At 65.2% G+C, this 20,181-nt stretch carries 15 protein-coding genes and 2 pseudogenes; 11 read left to right on the forward strand and 6 right to left on the reverse strand.

Annotation, left to right across the window (positions count from 1 at the left end; translation table 11 throughout):
• Positions 1-386 precede the first annotated feature (386 nt).
• Positions 387-851: an IS5 family transposase gene (locus ACZ5IK_RS43235; protein ID WP_465493038.1), complete on the forward strand. Its 465-nt coding sequence runs from the start codon at positions 387-389 to the stop codon at positions 849-851.
• Positions 852-872: 21 nt separating this feature from the next.
• Complete coding sequence (locus ACZ5IK_RS43240; protein ID WP_465493039.1) at positions 873-1,496, forward strand: DUF1963 domain-containing protein; 624 nt, start codon at positions 873-875, stop codon at positions 1,494-1,496.
• A 221-nt stretch (positions 1,497-1,717) separates the two neighbouring features.
• Here ACZ5IK_RS43240 and ACZ5IK_RS43245 read toward each other — a convergent pair whose 3' ends face one another.
• Positions 1,718-2,137: a histone-like nucleoid-structuring protein Lsr2 gene (locus ACZ5IK_RS43245; protein ID WP_465493040.1), complete on the reverse strand. Its 420-nt coding sequence runs from the start codon at positions 2,135-2,137 to the stop codon at positions 1,718-1,720.
• Positions 2,138-2,809: 672 nt separating this feature from the next.
• Between ACZ5IK_RS43245 and ACZ5IK_RS43250 the strand changes: the two genes are divergently transcribed.
• On the forward strand, positions 2,810-3,103 hold the full coding sequence (locus ACZ5IK_RS43250) for a hypothetical protein (RefSeq protein ID WP_465493041.1): 294 nt from the start codon (positions 2,810-2,812) through the stop codon (positions 3,101-3,103).
• A gap of 23 nt (positions 3,104-3,126) precedes the next feature.
• On the opposite strand, the gene ACZ5IK_RS43255 is transcribed toward ACZ5IK_RS43250, so the two are convergent.
• Entirely contained in the window at positions 3,127-4,281 is a 1,155-nt protein-coding gene (locus ACZ5IK_RS43255) for a hypothetical protein (RefSeq protein WP_465493042.1), read from the reverse strand.
• 3 nt (positions 4,282-4,284) lie between these two features.
• A complete protein-coding gene (locus ACZ5IK_RS43260; protein WP_465493043.1) occupies positions 4,285-4,455 on the reverse strand; it encodes a hypothetical protein in 171 nt (56 codons plus the stop codon).
• A 760-nt stretch (positions 4,456-5,215) separates the two neighbouring features.
• Between ACZ5IK_RS43260 and ACZ5IK_RS43265 the strand changes: the two genes are divergently transcribed.
• A complete protein-coding gene (locus tag ACZ5IK_RS43265; protein WP_465493044.1) occupies positions 5,216-5,614 on the forward strand; it encodes a hypothetical protein in 399 nt (132 codons plus the stop codon).
• 188 nt (positions 5,615-5,802) lie between these two features.
• Here the strand turns inward: ACZ5IK_RS43265 and ACZ5IK_RS43270 are convergent, their stop codons facing one another.
• Together ACZ5IK_RS43270 and ACZ5IK_RS43275 are read right to left on the reverse strand one after the other, a co-directional pair.
• The gene (locus ACZ5IK_RS43270; RefSeq protein ID WP_465493045.1) at positions 5,803-9,657 is read right to left on the reverse strand and encodes a tetratricopeptide repeat protein; all 3,855 of its coding nucleotides are present in this window, start codon (positions 9,655-9,657) and stop codon (positions 5,803-5,805) included.
• 1,217 nt (positions 9,658-10,874) lie between these two features.
• Positions 10,875-11,819, reverse strand: a complete 945-nt coding sequence (locus tag ACZ5IK_RS43275; protein WP_465493046.1) for an RNA-binding protein — start codon at positions 11,817-11,819, stop codon at positions 10,875-10,877.
• Positions 11,820-12,424: 605 nt separating this feature from the next.
• Here ACZ5IK_RS43275 and ACZ5IK_RS43280 point away from each other — a divergent pair.
• The 3 genes and pseudogenes from ACZ5IK_RS43280 (at position 12,425) to ACZ5IK_RS43290 (ending at position 15,634) form a co-directional block, all read left to right on the forward strand.
• Positions 12,425-13,126 carry a DUF3558 family protein gene (locus tag ACZ5IK_RS43280; RefSeq protein ID WP_465493047.1) on the forward strand — a complete coding sequence of 234 codons (702 nt, stop codon included), beginning with the start codon at positions 12,425-12,427 and terminating at the stop codon, positions 13,124-13,126.
• 414 nt (positions 13,127-13,540) lie between these two features.
• Positions 13,541-14,887 (forward strand): annotated as a pseudogene (locus ACZ5IK_RS43285) (GTP-binding protein); the annotation flags it as partial.
• A 261-nt stretch (positions 14,888-15,148) separates the two neighbouring features.
• Complete coding sequence (locus tag ACZ5IK_RS43290; RefSeq protein WP_465493048.1) at positions 15,149-15,634, forward strand: NUDIX hydrolase; 486 nt, start codon at positions 15,149-15,151, stop codon at positions 15,632-15,634.
• A 180-nt stretch (positions 15,635-15,814) separates the two neighbouring features.
• On the opposite strand, the pseudogene ACZ5IK_RS43295 reads toward ACZ5IK_RS43290, so the two are convergent.
• Positions 15,815-16,496: pseudogene (locus tag ACZ5IK_RS43295) on the reverse strand (transposase family protein); the annotation flags it as partial.
• Positions 16,497-17,002: 506 nt separating this feature from the next.
• Between ACZ5IK_RS43295 and ACZ5IK_RS43300 the strand changes: the two are divergent.
• The 4 genes from ACZ5IK_RS43300 to ACZ5IK_RS43315 all read left to right on the forward strand — a co-directional run bounded on the left by ACZ5IK_RS43300 (position 17,003) and on the right by ACZ5IK_RS43315 (position 20,139).
• The gene (locus ACZ5IK_RS43300; RefSeq protein WP_465493049.1) at positions 17,003-17,398 is read left to right on the forward strand and encodes a YciI family protein; all 396 of its coding nucleotides are present in this window, start codon (positions 17,003-17,005) and stop codon (positions 17,396-17,398) included.
• Between the two features lie 13 nt (positions 17,399-17,411).
• On the forward strand, positions 17,412-18,644 hold the full coding sequence (locus ACZ5IK_RS43305; RefSeq protein WP_465493050.1) for an RNA polymerase sigma factor: 1,233 nt from the start codon (positions 17,412-17,414) through the stop codon (positions 18,642-18,644).
• A gap of 576 nt (positions 18,645-19,220) precedes the next feature.
• Positions 19,221-19,634, forward strand: coding sequence for a hypothetical protein (locus tag ACZ5IK_RS43310; protein WP_465493051.1), 414 nt, complete (start codon positions 19,221-19,223; stop codon positions 19,632-19,634).
• Entirely contained in the window at positions 19,591-20,139 is a 549-nt protein-coding gene (locus ACZ5IK_RS43315; RefSeq protein WP_465493052.1) for a tyrosine-type recombinase/integrase, read from the forward strand. Before ACZ5IK_RS43310 ends, ACZ5IK_RS43315 begins: the two co-directional genes overlap by 44 nt.
• The last annotated feature ends 42 nt before the right edge of the window (positions 20,140-20,181 follow it).

Here is a 20,181-nt window from a genome sequence, read left to right on the forward strand (position 1 = left end):
CCAAGACTGCCCGATCCTCGCTGCTGACCACCAAACCCGACGAAGGCATAACCCATCATCGCAAACCCACGCCCGTAAACTAATTAACGACGCGCAACACTAGCCGACCAGCTGCAGGTCATCGGCCCTGATCAGCCTCTGACCTTAGCCACGCGCGAGAAGCTCGACTATTGGATAGAGAGGCAACAAGCAGTCACCGACGAGGATGAGCTGTGCGAGGAAGCCGACGACGAGCAGTTCGCCTGACTGGTCTGATCCCGCTCGCCGCTACCGTGCTAGGGCCTGTATCGAAGTCGTCTTGAGCAAGTTGGTTCGGGGTTGTTGGGCGTGTCGGTGGTCGGCATGGGTGAGGTCTCCGGTAGTTGGTTCGTCGACCAAGAAGAACCTTGAGCACCACCGGAGACCTCGTGGACACCTTAGCGGTGACGAGGCGGTTCGACCTGACCGACGAGCAGTGGGCAACGCTGGAGCCGTTGCTGCCTGTCCCGTCGCGGCCGGGTCGCCCGTCGTTGTGGAGCAAGCGGCAGTTGATCGACGGGATCCGGTGGCGGGTGCGCACTGGTGCGCCGTGGCGGGACATGCCTGAGGCGTATGGGTCCTGGGCTGCGGTGTACGGGTTGTTCCGGCGGTGGCAGCGTGCTGGTGCCTGGCAGCAGATCCTGACCGTGTTGCAGGCGCTGGCTGAGGCGGCCGGGCGGATCACGTGGGACGTCAGCGTGGACTCCACGATCGCCCGGGCGCATCAGCATGCGGCGGGTGCGCGGAAAAGGGGGATCTGCAGGCCGAGTCGCCGGGCGGGATCACCACCGAGCCTGATGATCACGCGTTGGGCCGGTCCCGCGGTGGGGTGACCACGAAGCTGCATCTGGGGTGTGACCATCCCGCTACCGGACGCGGGAACGCTGTTGTTCTTCTACTTCGACGGACGCTACGCATCCGATGAGGGCCATCCAGCTATGGCCGAGGACGTCGACGGCTGTCGAGTGATCTTCGTGCCAGCGGGCGACCCGATCGTCGAACGAACAGCCCCAGCGGGCCTCGGTCCTTACCCGCGCCGTGACGTGTTCGCGGAGGTCGTGGCCACGGCCCCGGAGCGAGAGCACATCCTCCTCGACCAGACCGAGACGGCGAGCGGAGTGTCCCTGGCTGACGCTGTCGAGTCAGTCCTTGGTCCTGGGCGCGTGGGCACCGATGTGCTCGGAGAGCTGACCTGGGAAGTCAATGGAGATATCCCGCAACATCAGGTCGGTGGCTTCGCCTCACCGGTCCAGGACGCGGTGGAGAACGAGATCGCGGCGGCAGTGCTGGAGGGCGAGTGGAGTGATCCGCGGCTGTCCGAGGAAGCGGCCCGCTGGGTGCTGCTCGCCCAGTTCGACAGCGACGAGGACACCGGCATGCTGTGGGGTGACGTCGGAACGCTGTACTGGCTCATCCGGACCGACGATCTGAAGGCAGGGCGGTTCGACACCGCCCGCTGCACCATGCAGTGTGGGTGATCATCCCCGTCGGCGGCGATTTTGACGCGCTCCTCGCCAGTTCCTCGGCCCGCACTCGGTGGAGGCTTTGTCCGCACAGTCGTTCAGGAACTGGCAGCGGCGAATTTTGTTGATCAGCAGATCCTCATGGAAGAATTCCGAGCCTGGTTTCGACTGGCTCGTGTGTCTCACCCGTGCCGTCCCTTCCCTGTTGGTTCGGGGAAGGGACGGCATGTGCGGGTTCAGGCCTTCTTGCGAGGTGCGCGCTTGCGCTTGACGGGAGCCTCTTCGGCGACCGGTTCGGCGGGGGCCGACTCAGCGTTGTCGAACGCGTCGTAGATCTCGTGGGGAATACGGCCGCGGTCGGCGATCGCGTACCCGTTCGCCGTGGCCCAGGCGCGGACTTGCTGGTTACGTTCGCGATCGGTGGGCTTCGCCGTACCACCGGCCACGGTGGACTGTCCGGTTGCGACCTTCACTTTGCGTCCGCCGACCCGCCTTCCAGCGTCGATGAAGCGCTCGAGTTCAGCGCGCAAGGCACCGGCGTTGTCGTCGGAGAGATCGATCTCGTAGGTGACACCGTCGAGCGCGAAGGGCACGGTCTGGGTGGCCTCGCCACCATCGATGTCGTCGACGATCTGAACGGATACCTGTTGTGCCATCGAGAGTGCCTTCCGCTAGGTCATGCCACGTCACGCCACCTCAGATTGGCGCGGTGACAATAATCCTAGGCGTATGAAGCGTCCGCCATGGAGACAGCATTGGTACGGTGGAGCTGCGCGGCGTCAGGTGGCAACCGTTGAGCAGCTTCCTGGTCCCGTGAGCAGGCTGTGGGAGACAACGTCGTTGATCATGCTGGACTCGTCTTCAAGGTTGAGGAAAGTATTTCCGTCAACGGTTACGAGGCGTTGGTGGTAAGTGACTGGGCCGTCGGTCGGCAGCCGCGTTTCGTCGCCGACATCGATCACAGTGGTTTCCGGTATTGCGCCGAGCGTGGTGAGGTGGGCGCACAGGTTTCGGGGTGGTTACCGGAGACGTCCGGAAGGTCACTGGCTTGCAGCGATCCAGCTTCAGGAAAATTGGCGTGAGAGCCGAGAGCGACTTTATGGTGGCAGGTCGGCGTGACCGGAATCTTCGAGTTCGAGACAGCCACTCCACCTGCGAATTGGGAGAGGGGGCAACCAGCTGGTTCGACGTTGCGGTACTGCGTCACGAAACCTCCATCGCCCGGGAAGACCTGGACGGGCTGGTCGAACACGCCCGCATCCGCATCGTCATCGACTGGAAGACCTTCGGATCCTCACCGACCCGGACGAGAACGAGCGGAGGACGGCATGGGCGAGGAATTCGAGACCGAGTTCGCGGAGGTGCTCAAGGCCATGGCCGATCGCCAGGACGACCAGACGGACTTCGACGCCGTGCTGGCCGATATCTATGCGCGAGCCGAGGGCACGGAGACACCGACCGACTGGTCCGGCCGTGTTCGAGGCTCGCCAGCATGGGCAGGTCGAGCCTCAGGCTGTGAATTCGGATGCGGCGGATTCCACGGGGTTCCCGCAGCCACCGCTGCGGGAACCCACCCAGTCACGCGGCGGTTGCCGGAATTGACCAGGGCAGTGGTGCGCTAGTCGGCTACGCCACCCATGTCACGCTATCCCGTCCCGACGCCCAGCACTGCAGAGGATGTCTTCTGCGTGCTTAACCTGATCTGGGGCGCCGCGACGCCGCGATCGCGTTCCGACTCTACTTCCACGGCCTCCTCTCGGGCATCCGGTGCTCTAAACGTCGAGATCGCTTTGGGCCTGGGCGCCACCTGCTTGCCCTTGGTCTTACCGACCGTCTTCTCGATTCCGCGGCTCAGCTGAATGGCTGATCCTGTTGCCGCACGCATTTCCTTTGTGCGATTCATTGCGTGCCGGACGGCTAACAGACTGAGCGTTCCCATCGTGAGAGATATCAAGGTGAAGGCGGCTTGGAAGCTGGTGATCCGGCCGCTCGCCCAAGTGAAGCTGGCTACGAGTCCGCCGACAACGATGAGAAACAGCACAGTCAGGCCAGATAACATCCAGCGTTCAGCGACCGTGAAGACCGACTTCGCCGCTGGCAGGGACGGCATCAAGTGGTCAGTTCGGGTACGTGCAAGCTGGTCGACGTTCCTGGCCACGTCATCTTCAGTACTGCGCAGGCCTGATTGCTTGACCGCTGTCTCGCTCTCGGTCAAGTGATAGCTCAACTCGAGCGTCTTCCCTAGGCGGCGGCGTTCTCGCAGCAGGCGCCATTGCAAGACCACTAGGTCGATCTGCTCCTCGGGCATTCTGCAAGCACTCAGGCAAGCGAGGAGCTGGTCTGGCTCGTGCGGAAGGGCGCCGTCCTGCTTGGCCAGGCTGTAGACCTGACTGCGGTGGATCATTGTTTTCATTGCGACCTGCCCCGCCGTGAGCCCGGCACGAGTTATCGCCAGCTGCACGATGCGCGAGACATCATTGGGGGTCCGGACCGCTAACTCGTCCGCAGTGAGCGTTCCAGTCTTTGGTTGCTGGTCGATGGCCTCGACCCCGACCTGTACGCCCAGGTGCTCGATACGGGGCAGTTGCCCGGCCACATCGAAGTCGTTCTCTTCCGCGAGCAGAAAAAGGTCGACGTAGATTGCTGCTTTTCCTTCGTCCCTGCCCCTCAGCCAGCCGAGACGACCATTGGATGCGATTTTGGCCTTGACGTGCGCGGCAAGCTCAGATTTCGTGATGCGCGGGGGGAAGAAGCGGTAACCGCTGGCTCCTGCGCTCATGCTCTCAAGAAGCTGGACCATGTCTCACACTTCCCTGCCGAGCGCACGTACGACGCGCATGAACACCCGGGGGATGTAGGCCAGCCCGGTGCCGACGATGACCGCGCAGGTGGCGATCAGCAGCGCCAGGTACCAGTCATAGCCGCGAGTGAGTGCCCAGCCAGTGAAGAACAGCACCCCGAGCGTCATGACCACTTGCGGCCATGTTGTCGAGGACGCGGCATGCGGTTGGAAAGGTGTACTGGGATCGGGCATGACCGGTATCGACGACACCGTCACCATCGTGGAGTTCCCCCTTCGGGACACGGGTTATGAAGCTGCCCAGCGTGCGATGGACAGCAGGTCACGTGCTCTGGCTCAAGACTTGTTGATCACTGCCTGTTTCCCGCCGGATTTGGCCTTCCGGAAGGAAACAGCCCCCACGATGTCGTGTGGCACGCCTCGTGGGGGCGGGCTTCATATTATGCCCGTAAGTGAAGGCACAGAGATGAAGCACCTGTACAAATTCGGCATCCCACCGGCTTCGCGGCATTTGTCGAGGTCGCAGCCACGCACGCCCCCGCGGTTTTGGACAGCGACAGTGTCTGGAACCGTCGCTACCGGCACTTCCAGACACCCCGCCGGGGGTTAGAGTTCGTCATATCGATCCGAAGGGTCGATACCCCCTGGGCGCGAACTAATGCTCTGGCTCGAGCCAAGGGAGCGATGGACCACCGTTGGCCCGGTGCCCATCCACCCGAGCCCCGGAGGAATCTCCTCCGGGGTTTCGCGTTAACAGGTCAAAGTCATGACCGAACCTCAGAATTCGGCGGCCTCCGCTCGGCACGCAAAGTCGTCAAGGCCCACCGGGATCCGCAAGGACTCCGTCACGACGGCGAGTCAACGGCCACAGGATAGCCCCAGGCCAGGCCTCGATCGACGAAGCTCTTGCACAGCAGAAGAAGACTTGCCGCAGATGGCAGTCGAACCGTTCCCGCCGGTTCCCGCGACGATGAAGGTCATGACCGGCGCCCCGCGACCCCAGGCCGCCACCAGTTCGCCACCGGGCCCGACGACGACGTTGTTATCGGTGCGGCGGTTGCCGGAGTCGACCCGGACGGCGCTGTGGACCACCGCGCTGGTAGTGGCGGTGCTGACCGCGGCCGCGGTGACTGTGTTGTGGTGGCCGGCCACCGCCGAACTCGTCGGCCTCGACCTGGTCAAAGCCCGCCTCAACGTGCTGAGCATCGGCGTCGGCAGCGGCGGAGTGGTTGCCCTCTACCTCGCCCGACGGCGGCAGCACTCCACTGAAGCCGACGTCGACAACCGCGAACGCGTCGGGCTAGGATCTGTCGCTTCGCGGCCAGAGCGGTAACCAGGGGCTACGCCCCACCTCGCTCCGCGCGTGAACCCGCTCTGCGCACGACTCCGTCTGTTCAGGTCACGGCAAAAGGGACCACCGCACGTCCTCCAGGACGGGTTTCGGTGTCCTGAGTTGGTTGGTCGCCGTTGTGGTCGTGGGTATCGAATCTGTCCAAGGTGCCCTTGTCTCTGTCCGGCGTGTTACCCGAGTCTCGGTAGCTCGCCCCGTGGCCCAGTGCCGAGCGGAGAGCTGCCTCCTGTGCCGTCCGAGCTGCGGCCGACGAGTTGTCCCGGACCGGTGCTGTCCTCTCCGGTCGGCCCGGACGAGACCTGGTTGAGGCTGGCGGACAGGTCCGCCTCGACACCACCGGGAAGCTTGAGGCGCACCAGGAAGGGCAGCACGAATCCGAACGCCACTAGGCCGACCAGAACCGGGGTGAGCGTGGTGATCACCACGGTCGAAACCTTGTCGGTCAGGAAGAAACCGACCCACATGACGACCAGTATGGCCGTCGCGACGAACATCATCAGCACGCTGCCCACCAGGCTGGTCCTGGTGATCGCGAGGCTCTGTTCTGCCAGGTTCATCACCCGCCGGGCCTCGGTGTGACGGGGGTCGTGCCGCAGGCATCGTCGGAAGTACCGCAACGCACGGCGGCGGTAGAACGGCCGCGCCTGTGCTTCCGGTCCGCTCTCCCCGGCCTTGTAGGCGGCCACTCCCGCCACGTAGTGCGGGTCGGCCTGGCTCTCAGCGAGCTCGATCGCCTGCTGCGCGCAGCTGAGCGCTTCCAGATACAGGTCCCGCCGCTGCACCGCGTCGCCGTGTCTGATGAGCAGCCTGGCGAGCGCGACCAGCAACTGCCAGCGTGGCTGGTCGCAGTCGGTGCGGTCGAGCGCGTCGCGCAGTACCCGCTCGGCTGCCGGCAGATCTCCCGGCGATCTGATCAGCGCGAGCGACAACCCAATCGCCGCCGCGCCGCGCGACGGGTCGATGACCAGTGCCTGCCGGAGGTGTTGTGCCGCCTGCCTCGCGTCGGCCCCCGCCTCGTCGAAGTCGCGCTGGAGGTAAAGGCCGCCCAACTCGATGTGGGCCTGGCTGTCGTACCAGTCACGGTCCAACGCCTTGCGCAGCAGGCTTTCTGCTTCCTCGAACCGATCCATCTGGACGAAGAGCGCCCCGAGGTCGACGTAGCTGCCGCCGTATGGGTCGATCTCAATGGCCCGCCGCAGGTGATGCTCGGCTTGGGGGAGGTTGTTCTGGTGTGCGTACAGCACGCCGAGGCAGGTGTGCGCGAGGTGTCGCCGCGGCCGGCGGTCGAGGACCTCGAGACACAGCCGCTCGGCCTCAGCCTCCCCGTTCGGCTGCCCGTCTCGCAGGAGCGTCCACGCCAACCCGATCTTCGCGTCGAGCGAGTTCGGATGTTCGTCGAGGGCTTCCCGGAAGTGGGTGGCGGCCTGCTGGAAGTCGTCGGCGGCTAACGCGACCCAACCGAGGCCGTGCAGCACGTCGGCCCGGTCGCGCCTGCCGACGGTCAGCGTGAGCGCTCGTTGGAATGCCTGCCTGGCCCGGGTGAGCTGTCCACGATCACGCAGAACCCAGCCCCACTCCACTACCACGTCCGAGGTGACAGTCCTGTGTTCCAGCGCGGGCATGAGCAGCCGTTCCGCCTCGTCGAACCGGCCAAGCGAGCGGAGTGTTGCCGACTTCGCCTTCAGCGGCCAAGTGGCGCGATGCATAATCGCGAGTGCCTTGTCAAACCAGGTGAGCGCTTCCTCTCGCTGGTTCAACGTGTCGCACAGTTTACCTCGTGCGGTCATGAGCCCTGCGTCATAGGGGAACCGGTCGACGGCATCACTCAGTACTTGTTCCGCGTCCTGCCAGCGACCCACCAGGCTCAGCGCGTTGGCATAGTTTCTCAGCAACAGAAGGCTGCGTGGGTCGATCTCCAGTGCCTGTTCGTACTGGGCGATACCGTCGTCGCGTCGTTCCATCTGCGAGTAGGTCCACGCGAGTTCCATGCGGATCGTCGCGTAGTTCGGCAATCGAGCGATCTCCGCGATCAGGAAGTGCTCGGCTTCGGCGAACCGCCGGAGCTTGCGCAGACAGTTCGCCTTTCCGCGCAGGGCGAGACGAGACGCCTTGTCGATCGTCAGGGCGGTCTCGTACTCCGCGAGCGCGGCTTCGTCGTCGTCCTGTTGGACTCTCAGTTCGCCGAGCGCGATCCTGAACCGGACATCGTGCGGATAGCGGTCGATGGCTGCCGTCGCGATGGCGATGGCACGTCGGTGGTCACGAGCCTCACGCCATAGCTCGATCCGTTCTCGTTCGGTGTCGGCGCTGTCCGGCAGCTGTGACAACGTTTCCCACGCTTCGTCGAACTCGCCCGTCCTACGGAGATACACGGCCAGGGAGTGGGCCAGCATCACGCTGTGTGGTATGTCGGCGCGGGCCTGCCGGAGCGTGGTGATCGCGCTGCTGTCGCCTCCGCGTTCCTCGTGTACGTAGGCCAGTGCCAGTCGCAGATCGGCGTTGAAAGGGTTCACTTCGACCGCTTGTCGCACGACCTGCTCGGCCTCGGCGAGGCGTCGCTGTTTCCGAAGTACAGCGACCCTGTAGTCCCAGGCGTAGATGTACCGCGGCGTTTTCTCGTTGATCTGCTGGTAGAGGGCCAGAGCCTCGTGATCCCGGCCAGCCTCTTGGTTGATCAGGGCGCTCTGCATGACGAGTGCGGTCGGATCCGACAATCGTGGGCTGGCTGCGGCGAGGAGCCGTTCGGCTTCGGTGTCCCGGTTCAGCCACCGCAGAGCGGCGCACACGCTGCTGATGCGCCAGGCCGAGTTCGGTCGCAGAGTAACCGCGCGGCGAAAGCAGTCGAGGGCTTCCTGGTCACGATCCTGCCAGGCATAGAACCAGCCAAGAGAAGCAGGCATATCCGCATCGTGCGGACGGAGTTCAATGCCCGATCTGGCGACCGCTTCCGCTTCCTGGAATCTACTGGCTTTCCTCAGCCTTTCGACATGGCACCTGAGGGCTGACGAATTCGTGGGGTCGAGAACCAGCGCTTCCGCGCTGGCCGCGGTAGCGGCGGCGAGGTCGCCGGCAGCCGAATGCAGCCGCGCCTTCTCCACCAGCAGACCGCTACTGTCCGGGAAGCGTGCACACCCCGCGTGGATCACCTCCAACGCCTCGTCCCACCGTCCCAGAGCACGCAAGGTATGTGCCGTCCACCAGTGTTGCGTGACGATATCGGGGTCGAGTGTGACGGCCTTCTCGAAGTGGCTCAGTGCCCTGTGATGGTCGTCGATGCCATCCAAGGTCCGCCCCAACACCAGGTGCAGGCCGCTCACCTCCGGGTTGGCCAGTACCGCTCGTTCGGCGTTCGCCAGGGCCTCGTCATGACGTTCAGCGTCCTGCAGGTGGTCTGAGATGCCTCGCAGCGCATCGACGTAACCGGGCTGGATAGCTAAGGCGCGCTCGCAGTGCTCGACAGCTTCGGAACACCGTCCTGTGTCCGAGAGAACTGCGGACCAGCGCAAAAGCAGCTCGGCGGCGCCGGGATGCCGGCGCATCGCGTCCTCCGCCGCCACGGCCGCGTCGTCGTAGCGGGCAAGATCACCCAGAGCCGAGATGCGCTGCTCCAGCGCCTCCAGGTGGCCCGGGTCTTCTTCGAGGATGACCTCGGCCTCGTCCAGCAGGTACTGGACGTCACCGGTTTCATCGTCGGCGACCCTGGCGCGGGCGAGCCGCACGAGGTGGGCTTTCGGCGCCACCGCGAGGGCCTTGTCCGCCACCGCGCGCGCCTCCGGGTAGCGAAGACGCATGCTAAGGATCGCCACTCGCCAGGCAGTGGCCGTCTCAAAGTCCGGGGAGATCGCCAGTGCGCGCTCGACATGCTCCTCCGCGAGCGCGTACCGACCACGCTGGACGGCGATGCGGCCCAGTTCGACCTCGGCGGCGGCACCGCTCAGCTCTTCCGCGATCAACCGCTCGGCGTCGTCGTGTCGCCAGGCCCGGCGCAGCACGGTGACACGGTCGATTGCGAGCTGTTCAGTCACCGACGTAGTGAACACCCGATGGTCGGCTCGTCGCGTCCGCTGATCGAGCGAACGGCGTCATGGGTCATCACCGCGGCGGAGTAGATGGAACACCTTGAAGTTGCTCACGCGGCGGCTGCCTTCTTGATTACTAATCGTCGCTCAACTTGCCCGGACGCCTACACCAATACCGGCAATTAGATGCGGACGCTGATACCTTCGAGCGGATAATTTCCCTCCCCCTTGGTGCACTGCCCCCAAAGTGACGATACGTCACAACGAAACCTCGTTACTGGCAAGGTCGCCCGTTCGCCCAGTCGAATGGGCGGCATGTCGTCTCCGATTGGGCTCCGTTGCCGACGTAGAGCCCGATACAGGCCGACACACAGCGGCACTCGGCCCGGAAGCAAACTGGCGTTGACCTGCACAAAACGGTGGAACTTAGTGTCCGACGACACTGGCTGACATGCCTGAGCTGTGGTCTCATAATCCCTTGGCCGTCGGTTCGAGCCCGACCCGGCCCACAACATCAACATCGCTGCCGACCTGCAGAAATGTTGGTCCTTCGGCGGCAATTTCGCCTCGACGTTGATCGCGACTGGGCTCCGTTATGTCTCCGTTTGCTCCGGTGTGCTCATAGGTGGAGGAGTGTTCTGCGGAGCCGGTTGTTGGCGTAGCAGCGTTTCTGCTTCCTCGTCACGACCGGTGTGGTGGGACTTTCAGCAGGTTCGGAGCTCTTTGCTTCCATAGTTGGGCATGCTGGGTGTGGTCGCAGGTCGGCTGGGTGTGATCCGTGTTCTCGAGCAGAAGGCCAGTGACGTCTACGGTTTCACTCTCGCCCTGCGCACTTTGGAACCGACGCGGTCACGTGGGCGGTGCGTTTGAGGTAGCCGATGGGAGTCATGAGCTCGGCGTCGCATTGGTTGAGGTTCGCCCCCGTTCGCCATACACGGAGAGTGCGGGTCAAGCGTCGCGTGGGGTGGGCCAGGAGAGTGGATCCAGGATCTACGAGGTCTTGTTCGGCGGCAGGGGTGTGGGGTCACGGTCGTGCGGTCGCCGGCCGATTCGGAGGTTCCATGAGGATTCGGACTGGGGCTTGGGACGTCACCTGTTGTATGGCGCCAGTCCTTCGTTTCCGGCGACGGCCAGGGAATCGACTGGCGTTCGCCACTCGTCTGGATGACCGAGTTCCTGTGCCGTGAATCTCTTTGAGCCGGTCTTCTGTTCGCCGCCGTGGTTCAGATGGTCCAGCGGGCGCGGACGATTCCGTCGTCGTCGGGTCGCACGGCCACGAGCAGTGGGTTGTGGCCGTCGGTGGTGTGCGACAGGAGGGTGGCCGCGCGGGCGCCGGTGAACGCTTCGGCCAGGGCTGCCCGGTCATCGCCGTCGGCGTGGAAGCAGTGGATGCCGCCGTCCGCGTGTTCCAGGACGGCCCAGCCGGTGAAGGTCGGCGACATCGTGTGCAGCACTGCTGCGACATCGGTGGACAGGTCCGGCCACAAGTTCAGCAGGGCGCGCGGACCGAGGTCGGGCACCGTGTCAGCGGTGAGCCGATGCCAGCGGGAGTGGTTGCCGACGACCTGCTCTTCCAGCAGGACCCCGCCGCGCTGTGCCACGAGTGCCGCCACCTCGGCCCAGAACGCCGCGTCCGCCGGACGCGATTCGTGCGGCCCGTCACCGTCCGGGTCGTAGGGCGAACCGTCCAGCGGTTCGACGAACAACCCGCTCGCGGTAGTCAGCGTGACCGCACGTCCGCACTGCCGGTCGCTTCCGATGTACAGGTACTGGTCGTAGCCGACGTGGACGAAGAAGCGGTCTTCGGCCTCGAGCCGGCACCACGCACCGTTGTCACGCAGCATGGCGCGCACCAGTTCACGCCCGACGTCCAGGGTGATCTGCGCGCCGTCGTGGTAGCCGGTGAGGTCGGAAGGGAACAGCCCATGCAGTCCGTGGCCCTCGACGGGCGGCTCTACCCCGAAGTTGGCCAATCCTCTGACCTCGGGGTCGCGGATGTTCAGCAGGGTCACGCCGGTGTCCTCGGCGAACGCCGTCACGGCGGCGAGGTAGGCGGCCTCCACCGGACCGTGGTCGCTCGTCACGTCCTCGGTACCGCGGTACGCGCCCTGGTCGTCGCGATCGGCTGGGTTGTACTTGGTGATCCGGTAGACGTACGACGTGCTCATGATCGGCTGGCCCGTCCCTCGGGAGCGTGGATGATCGATCCGGCCACGCTAACCGGACCACCACGCCGACAACGACCCGGCGATCCAGTCGCCTGTCGGATCAACTCTGCGGTAGCGGACGCGCTGCCCCGCGAGAACAGCGATTCTGACCCTCTCGCTGTTAGTCTGGTTTGGACAGTGCCTCTGACCTGTGACCATACAAGACGTCACGTCAGAACCTATGCAAGCAAGGCAATTCGATGCAGTACGGTGCAGTTGGGCAACCACCACACCCTTGCTCCAGTCCCACCGGCGTGAAACAGACTCGACGAACCTGTCAGTCCTCTGTGGAGGGTGGCACACGCTTGTCGTGAGACATTGATTCGAAAAACAGCGACCGACAGCAGTCGGAAGATGGGTACCCGCCGGTCGCGACAGGCGTGCTTCAACGTGTGGCCTGACGGGGATATCTCGCCGCTGTTGGTGTCACATCACTCACAGGTGGTCGTCGGACACGCGATCATCCTCGTCGTGCGTCCGCCGACACGCTCACAGCCTGTTCGCAACTGCGGTCCTGGTAGCCTCTGTTCACTTTGGGTGGGGGAGATGAGCGCAAGATGTCAAACGTGGAGCGCCTCGGCTATCTGAGAGCCGCTCGAATCGCGGTGTTTGTCGCCGTGTCGGCAATGCTATGGCTGGTTGGGTGTTCGTCGGACAAGTCTGGTTCGGCGTCGGCGCCGCAAGGCAAGGTCGCCGAGAGCGTGGCCCCATCGTCCGCTAACCCGCCTACCACGACGTCCACTCCGGGCGCTTTGTGTGAACTTCTCACACCGGCTGAGCTGTCGATGCTTGCCGGAGAGGTGTCCGATCCGGAGACTTTGTCTGTCGGCGGGCTGCCCGCGTGTCACTGGGAGACGCCTGCAGGGGGTCGCGTCCAGGTGCTCGGTGCGTCAGCAGGAACGTGGGCAACGCAATTGCCCGCAGCAATAGAGCAGGTGAAGAGATCGGGACTGCTCGACGATCCGGAGACGGCTCGTAAACTGGAAGCGGCTCGCGACCTGATCGCCTCAGGCAAGGAGATCGCGCCGGATCGTGCCTGTGAGCTGTTCTCCACGCTGCTGGAGGTTCAAGGGCAACCGGCCGGCAGCTCCCGCACCGTGAATCTGATTCCCAGTCGGGAGGACCCCAAAGCCATCAACGGACAAGCCTGCAGTGGAGGGAGATTTACGTCCGTCCAGCTCGTCGCGCCGAACCTGAGCGGCTCCGACGATGAGGCCTCGAGAATGTCGAGCGTGCTGACCATGGCACACGAACGCAACCGCGGCTAAGTGCTATCCAGTCGCGGTTGGATGCGACATGGCGGCGCTTTTCCACTTTATCGAGAATCCCGAGGTCGAGCTCCTCCATCTGCGGCTGCTGTGCGAGGGCGCGGGGTCTCGCGATCCGTCTCGACCTTTCCGCACACGTCCTGGGTGAGCGATCTCAGTGGCAGGATGCTGCCTCGTGGTTGCCACGACCGGGAAGGGTGCCGAATCCTTGAATCGTGCCCAAGAATTGACGTCGCGGCCGTTCTCGCGCGCGCGGTGACCCTTGTGCTCGCCGGGTGTTCTTCGGGTAACTGTGCCGCCTGAAGTCGGCGAGTGACGCGGACGTGAAGGGAAGTCAGGGTGTCGGCCGGCACCCACGCTCATGACCCGCAGGAGGCAAGTGTGCACACAGCCGAAGGGGGCGGAAGTCAGGTGATCGCCGAGGCACGCCGTCGCCGCACGTTCGCGGTCATCGGCCAGCCGGACGCGGGCAAGTCGACATTGATCGGGAAGTTGGCGTATCACGCGCGAGTGCTCTCGGCGACAGGGACTGACTGGATGGAGACGGAACGCGCACACGGTGCCTCCATGTCCTTCGCGGCGGTGCAGTTCGCTTACGGCGACACGGTGATCAACCTCCTTGATACCCCGGGGGACGCGGACTTCCCAGAAGACACCTACCGGGCCCTCTCGGCCGTTGATTCCGCCGTCATGCTGCTGGATGCGGCCAAAGGCCTGGAACCACAGACGCTGAAACTGTTCGATGTTTGTCGCCACCTGGGGATCCCGGTGATCACCTTCATCAACAAGTGGGACCGGCCCGGCCGGGAAGCCCTGCAGCTCTGTGACGAATTGACCGACCGGATCGGGTTGCAGCCCATGCCGCTGACCTGGCCGGTCGGGATCGCCGGGCAGCTGTGCGGCGTCGTCGACGTCTCGAGCGGGAAGTTCGTTCCGTATCGGCCCACGCCGAGCGGGGCGATCACCGCGCCGGAGGGACGGTTCGTCGCACACCAGAACGAGAGCGATCTCGGAGCGGACTGGGTGCGAGCCCAGGAAGAAGTGGAATTAGTGTGCGCCACCGGCGGCGAATTCGACGCGTCCCGGTTCTTCGCCGTCACCGCGACTCCGGTGCTGTTCGGTACCGTCGTGTGCGACTTCGGCGTCCGACACCTGCTGGACTTGCTGGCCGAACGCGCCCCTCGGCCCATGCCGCGCACGGACACCGACGGCAGGGCCCGCGCCCTGGACGCACCGTTCTCGGCGTTCGTGTTCAGGGTCCAGACCAGAATGGATCCGGACCGCCGCGGCCAGGTGGCCTTCGCCCGTGTGTGCTCCGGGGTGTTCAAGCGCGGAATGGTCGTCACTCACGCCACCACCGGCAAGCCTTTCGCCACCGAGTACGCACAAATAGTCTTCGGCCACCTCCACGCCAGAGATACCTCCGCCTATCCTGGAGACGTGATCGGGCTGATCAACGCCACCACGCTGAGGGCTGGCGACACGGTGTATACCGGCCGGCCCACAGTCCGCTTTCCCGGCCTCCCCAGCCGCGTCACCACCCGCGGCGCCGTCGCCCGGCCCAGCGACTTCGGCCGAGCCTGGCAGTTCCGCGAGGGGTCGGAAAATTCGGTGTGAACCGAGTGATCCAGGTCCGGTGCGCGCAGAGGTCGGACCGATGCAGTTCGACGTCGCGACACATCCGCAGCCGCCGAGTTCGGCTACCCGACCCGCCAGGAGCGTTTGCCTTACCGGGCGGCCCGGCGCCTCACCGATCTCGCCTTCCATCGGAAGCCCCGGAGAGTAAGCAATCGACCAGGCCTGATCCTCGGAGACGAAGACCTCGAGTGGATCACCGACTCCAGCGATCAGTGGAAGATCGCCTACCACGAACAAAGCGCTGACCAGCGGCGTGAGTGTCCCAGCCCGGTTAAGGAACTCCTGTACGAAATTCTGACAAACACCATTCCGTACCCCTACCGCCAGCAGCACGCAGGACCCCGGTGACCGAGGACGCCGCGGGCCGGGGCTTAGATTGGCGTCATGGTCGCACTTCCGATCCGTGATCGTACGGGCAATGCATTGATCGACTTGCGTTTCACGGCGGAAGAGGAGCTGGCGTACCCGGTCGAGCAAGTGACCGTGCCCGCGTCGCTGGTTGTGGTCGTCCACGCGAACGCCGTCCTGATGATGTTCGACAGCTGGCGAAAGCAATGGGAGCTTCCAGGAGGAACGCGGGAGCCAGGCGAGACCCCCCGCCAGGCCGCCGGTCGGGAGCTGCGCGAGGAGACCGGCATCCATCAGGTGGAGCTGACCTTCGGCGCGGTGGCCGAGTTCGATCTCACGAAGCCGGAGCGTCGGGAACTCCTCGCTGTCTATGTGGTTCGACTTCAGGTCGTGCCGAGCCTGACCGTGAACGTTGAAGCGCTGGACTTCCGGTGGTGGCCGCCATCGGAGCCGGTCAGCGAAGACATGAGCCCGCTGGACGCGGAGATCGCCAGGCGCGTAGTTCGCTCCTCGGGTACGTGACGACCGGATGCACTCCCATGCCGCTGGGCGGGCCCGTTCGTTGAATGTCCGCTTCTGCCGATGAGCGTGCGCCCGTACCATTGCTTCGTCGGCCTAAGAGTTGTCCCGTAAGTGATCTTCGGGTCGCTTGGGACACAGTCGCGCACTGTGTGGCTTGCCCGCTCATCCGGTGAGGGCGAGGTTTCAAGCGAGCAAGAGCATGCTCGACGCGGGCTCGGACCTGTTTGTGCGAGCGGTTGTGTTCCTCCTTCCAGGCCGGGAGGTCGCGCTGACCACGTTCGCGACGATGCGGGATGATCAGGCCGGTACCCCGGTACCCCGGTAGCCTCCGTCTGCGATCACCGTGGTGTTGCCGACGGCGGTCTTGGCTCCGGACTCCTCCCATGCCTTGCAGTCGTTGCGGTTGCCGGGCATAGGCTGGCCGACCAGCACGACGAGCCGGGTGTCGGCGTCGATGACGACCTGGTGGTTGGTGGAGTACCGGTAGTTCTTCGACTGCTCGGCGATCGTATGGTCGCGGGTGGGCACCAGGGTGCCATCCGCGATGAGCACCGTGTCCTTGCGGAACCGCTTGCGGGGCCGGAGCGCGAGTGACGGCCCCAGATGATCGATGATGCGGTTGGCCGCAGACTTCGAGACGCCGAACAGCGGGGCCAGCTGGCGAAGCGTCAGGTTTACACGCCAATAGGTGGTGACCAGCAGCACGCGGTCTTCCAGCGGCAGGCTCCAAGGCCGACCTTGGCGCACCTGGTCCACGCGGTCTCGTCGTAGCGCGGTGATCAGCTTGCGGAAGCTACGCAGGCTCAGCCCGCTGAACGGGGTTATCCAAGACGGGCACCGACGCCGTGATCACACCAGCCACGACAAGATCGTTCCATCCGCCGCGCCGTCTCACCGAGGTGTTACGGAATCACCGGCCGCCCGCCGATGGCCAAGCCACATGTCGGCGTACGCCGCATCGAAGAACTGCGCCTAGCTGACGCGGGCACGTCGCTCACCTGTCGGCCCGGGCTATACCGCAATATCCTGAGGACATGGCCAGTGATGGGTATGTCTGTCCCATTTGCGGCCACCCTGTCGAGCAGGTCGTGCGCCGGCACAAGACCGTGGGCGTGTTCGTGCCCCTGTGGCGTCCCGGCCCGTGCAAGAACCCTGAGTGCCAGGCGTACGAGGCGGAAGAGGCCGAGTCGGAGCCCGTCCTCACGACGGAGAATGGACCGGCGGTCGACAGGCCAAGCAGCGGGACTCCGGACGCTCTTCCCGCGAGACTGGAAAACTTCCGCGCATGTGTAGAGAAGCGCGGGCCGGCTCCGACATCCCCTGTGAGAGCCGCCCGCCAAGGGCGGCCCGAGCCGAAGGAGCGGACTCATGAAGTACCTGGTGATGGTGCAGGGCACGCAGGCGGACTACGAGGCCCAGGCGGGCGCCGCCGGTCTCCCGGCCTGGAGCGACAAGGATATGCAGGCGATGTTCCAGCACATGGGGGCGATCAACAACGACCTCGCCGAGACAGGCGAGTTCATCGATGCCCAGGGGCTGGCCGAACCTGCCAGGACCCGCCTCGTCAGTGCCGGCGCGGACGGCAAACCCGTGATCACCGACGGGCCGTACGGCGAGACCAAGGAAGTGATCGCCGGTTACTGGCTCCTGGAGTGCGCGAGCCTGGAGCGGGTCACGGAGATCGCCGCGCGGATCACCCAGTGCCCCGTTCCCGAGGGCACGAACACGTACCCCGTCGTCATCCGGCCGCTCGGCGAAGTGTGAGCAGGGGAGACGGTTGAGACGTACGAGCGAGGTCGAGGACCTGCTGCGCCTGCACGCGCCGCAGGTCCTCGGCGCGCTCGTGCGCCGGTACGGGCACTTCGACGCCGCCGAGGACGCCGTACAGGAGGCGCTGCTGGCAGCGGCCGGGCAATGGCCCGAGTCGAGGGTTCCGGACAATCCGCGGGGCTGGCTGATCAGAGTCGCCTCGCGGCGGCTCACGGACGCCCTGCGCAGTGATCAGGCGCGGCGGCTGCGTGAGGAGAAGGCAGCGGCGCTCACACCGCGCGACGCCTTCACCGCGCCGCCGCCCGGGCCCGATCGTGCGCCCTCCGAGGACGACACACTGACGCTGCTCTTCCTCTGCTGCCATCCGGATCTACCCCCGCCCGCCCAGATCGCGCTGACACTGCGGGCCGTCGGCGGTCTGACGACGGCCGAGATCGCCCGCGCGCATCTGGTGCCGGAGGCGACGATGGCCCAGCGGATCAGCCGGGCCAAGCAGCGGGTGAAGGGCACGCGTTTCGGCCGCCCCGATCACTGGGAGGAGCGGCTGCCCGCCGTCCTCCACACGCTCTACCTGATCTTCAACGAGGGCTACACGGCCACCTCCGGAGCCTCTCTCCAGCGGGCCGAACTCGCGGGCGAGGCCATCCGGCTGGCCCGTACGGTGCACCGCCTGCTGCCCAGCGACTGTGAGGTCACCGGCCTGCTTGCCCTGATGCTCCTCACCGACGCCCGCCGCGCCGCGCGGACCGGGGCGGGCGGCGAACTGATCCCCCTCGACGAGCAGGACCGCGGGCTGTGGGACAAGGCGGCGATCGAGGAGGGCGTGGCCCTGGTGACCTGGGCTCTGTCCCAACGCCGCCCCGGCCCCTACCAGCTGAGGGCCGCGATCGCCGCCGTCCACGACGAGGCGGACTCGTCCGACAGCACCGACTGGCCCGAGATCCTCGGCCTCTACGACGTCCTCGTCCACCTTGTCCCCAGCCCTGTCGAACGCCTCAACCGTGCCGTGGCCATCGCCATGGTCCACGGACCGAAGGCCGGTCTGGCCGAACTGGACGCGCTCGCACCGGAGTTGACCACAGGCCACCGCCTGGACTCGGTCCGCGCCCACCTCCTGGAACACGCCAGCGACCCCGAAGCCACCCGAGCCGCCTACGAGTCAGCCGCCGCCAAGACCCTGAGTCTCCCCGAACAGCGCTACCTCCGGGCCCGTGCGGCCAGCCTCGGCGACATCACTTAAACGTGTCGCTCATGCCCGAGCTGACGCACATCACCGAACGCTCTCGCAACACCGGGTTCGTCACTGTGCGAGGGCCGAGCACGCGCGGACCGCTCCTGCCACGGCGATTGCGGGACAACTCTCAGGAGGAGGAAGTCGTTGGATCTCACGGATCGGCCGGCAACAGTCACGATGCTTTTCGAGGCCCACAACAAGGCGCCGTTCCCGAGCCTGGGCGAAGTGCCGACGTGGCAGGCTTCGACATGGTGATGCTTGATGCAGACCCAGCCGGTTGTGTCTCCGTCTGGCTGAAGCAACGAGGTCTCCTGGATGACTGGAGATGGAACGTCCTCGCCGAATACGAACAGCGACTCATTCGGGTTATCCCTGAGCTGGACGCCTACGGTCGCGAGTACTACTAAAGACTTCTGGACATGACGGTATTGATACTGGGGGCGGACTGCCATCGCAGCAGCACTGGTAGCCCACGCCATCGCTTGGAGACACAGGACCATTCGCAGTAAGTCAAATGCCCGCTATGCCGCGGGTGGGCGACGGGCATAGTGGCAAGTAGGCCTCGCGTCGACCGTGGAAACCATGGCAAATCCACCCGGAACCCAGCCCGACACCTCGATCGAGGACGACCTTACCCTCAGACTTGCCGCGGAGGCATATCTCGGCCGATACACCGGCACGTCCCGGGTTCACACTCAGTCCGACCTGCGAATCTACTTCGCCTGGTGCGCTGATCAGGACATCGGCCCCCTGGAGATCCGGCGGGCGCAGGTCGAGCGGTATGTGCGGTGGATGCAGGAGGTCCGCCGGTTCAAGCCGTCGACTGTCTCGCGCCGGATGGCGGTCGTCACCGGCTTTTACCGGACCTGCGTGATCGACGCCGTGCTGGAGCACTCACCCGCGGACTACGTCCGCCAACCGGTCGTCCCCCGCCGAATCACCCACCCTGGGGTTGTCGCATCTGCAGTTCGAAGCGTTGCTGAGCGCGGCCCGTGAGTCGGGTAACCGGAACGACTTCGCGTTGGTGACAATGTTCGGGCTGTTGGGCTTACGGATCTTCGAGGCCTGCGGCAGCGACGTCGCCGATGTCGGTGAGGAGCATGGGCACCGGGTGCTGCGGGTCGTCGGCAAAGGCACCAAGATCGTTCTGGTGCCGCTTCCGCCAGCGGTCGGGCGAGCCATCGACCACGCTATGGGTGACCGCCCCTCGGGGCCAATCCTGCTCAACCTGCGGGGGCGGCGGATGGACCGGCACTGTGCCACCCGCCGGCTGCGGCGACTGGCCGAGCAGTCGGTTGTGCGGCTCCCGCGGATGCACCCGCACATGCTGCGCCACACCTTCGTGACCACGATGCTCGACGCCGGCGTCGACCTGCGGGACGTGCAGATCGCCGCCCGCCATGCGGACTCGCGTACGACGATGCGTTACAACCGGGCACGCAAGAACCTCGACCGTCACCCGAACTACATCCTCGCCGCCTACATGGCATCCGGTACCTGACCACACTCACCTGCTGATAGGCGGACGCTGGACAGCCGAGCG

The sequence above is a fragment of the Amycolatopsis sp. NPDC031561 genome (assembly GCF_055580625.1).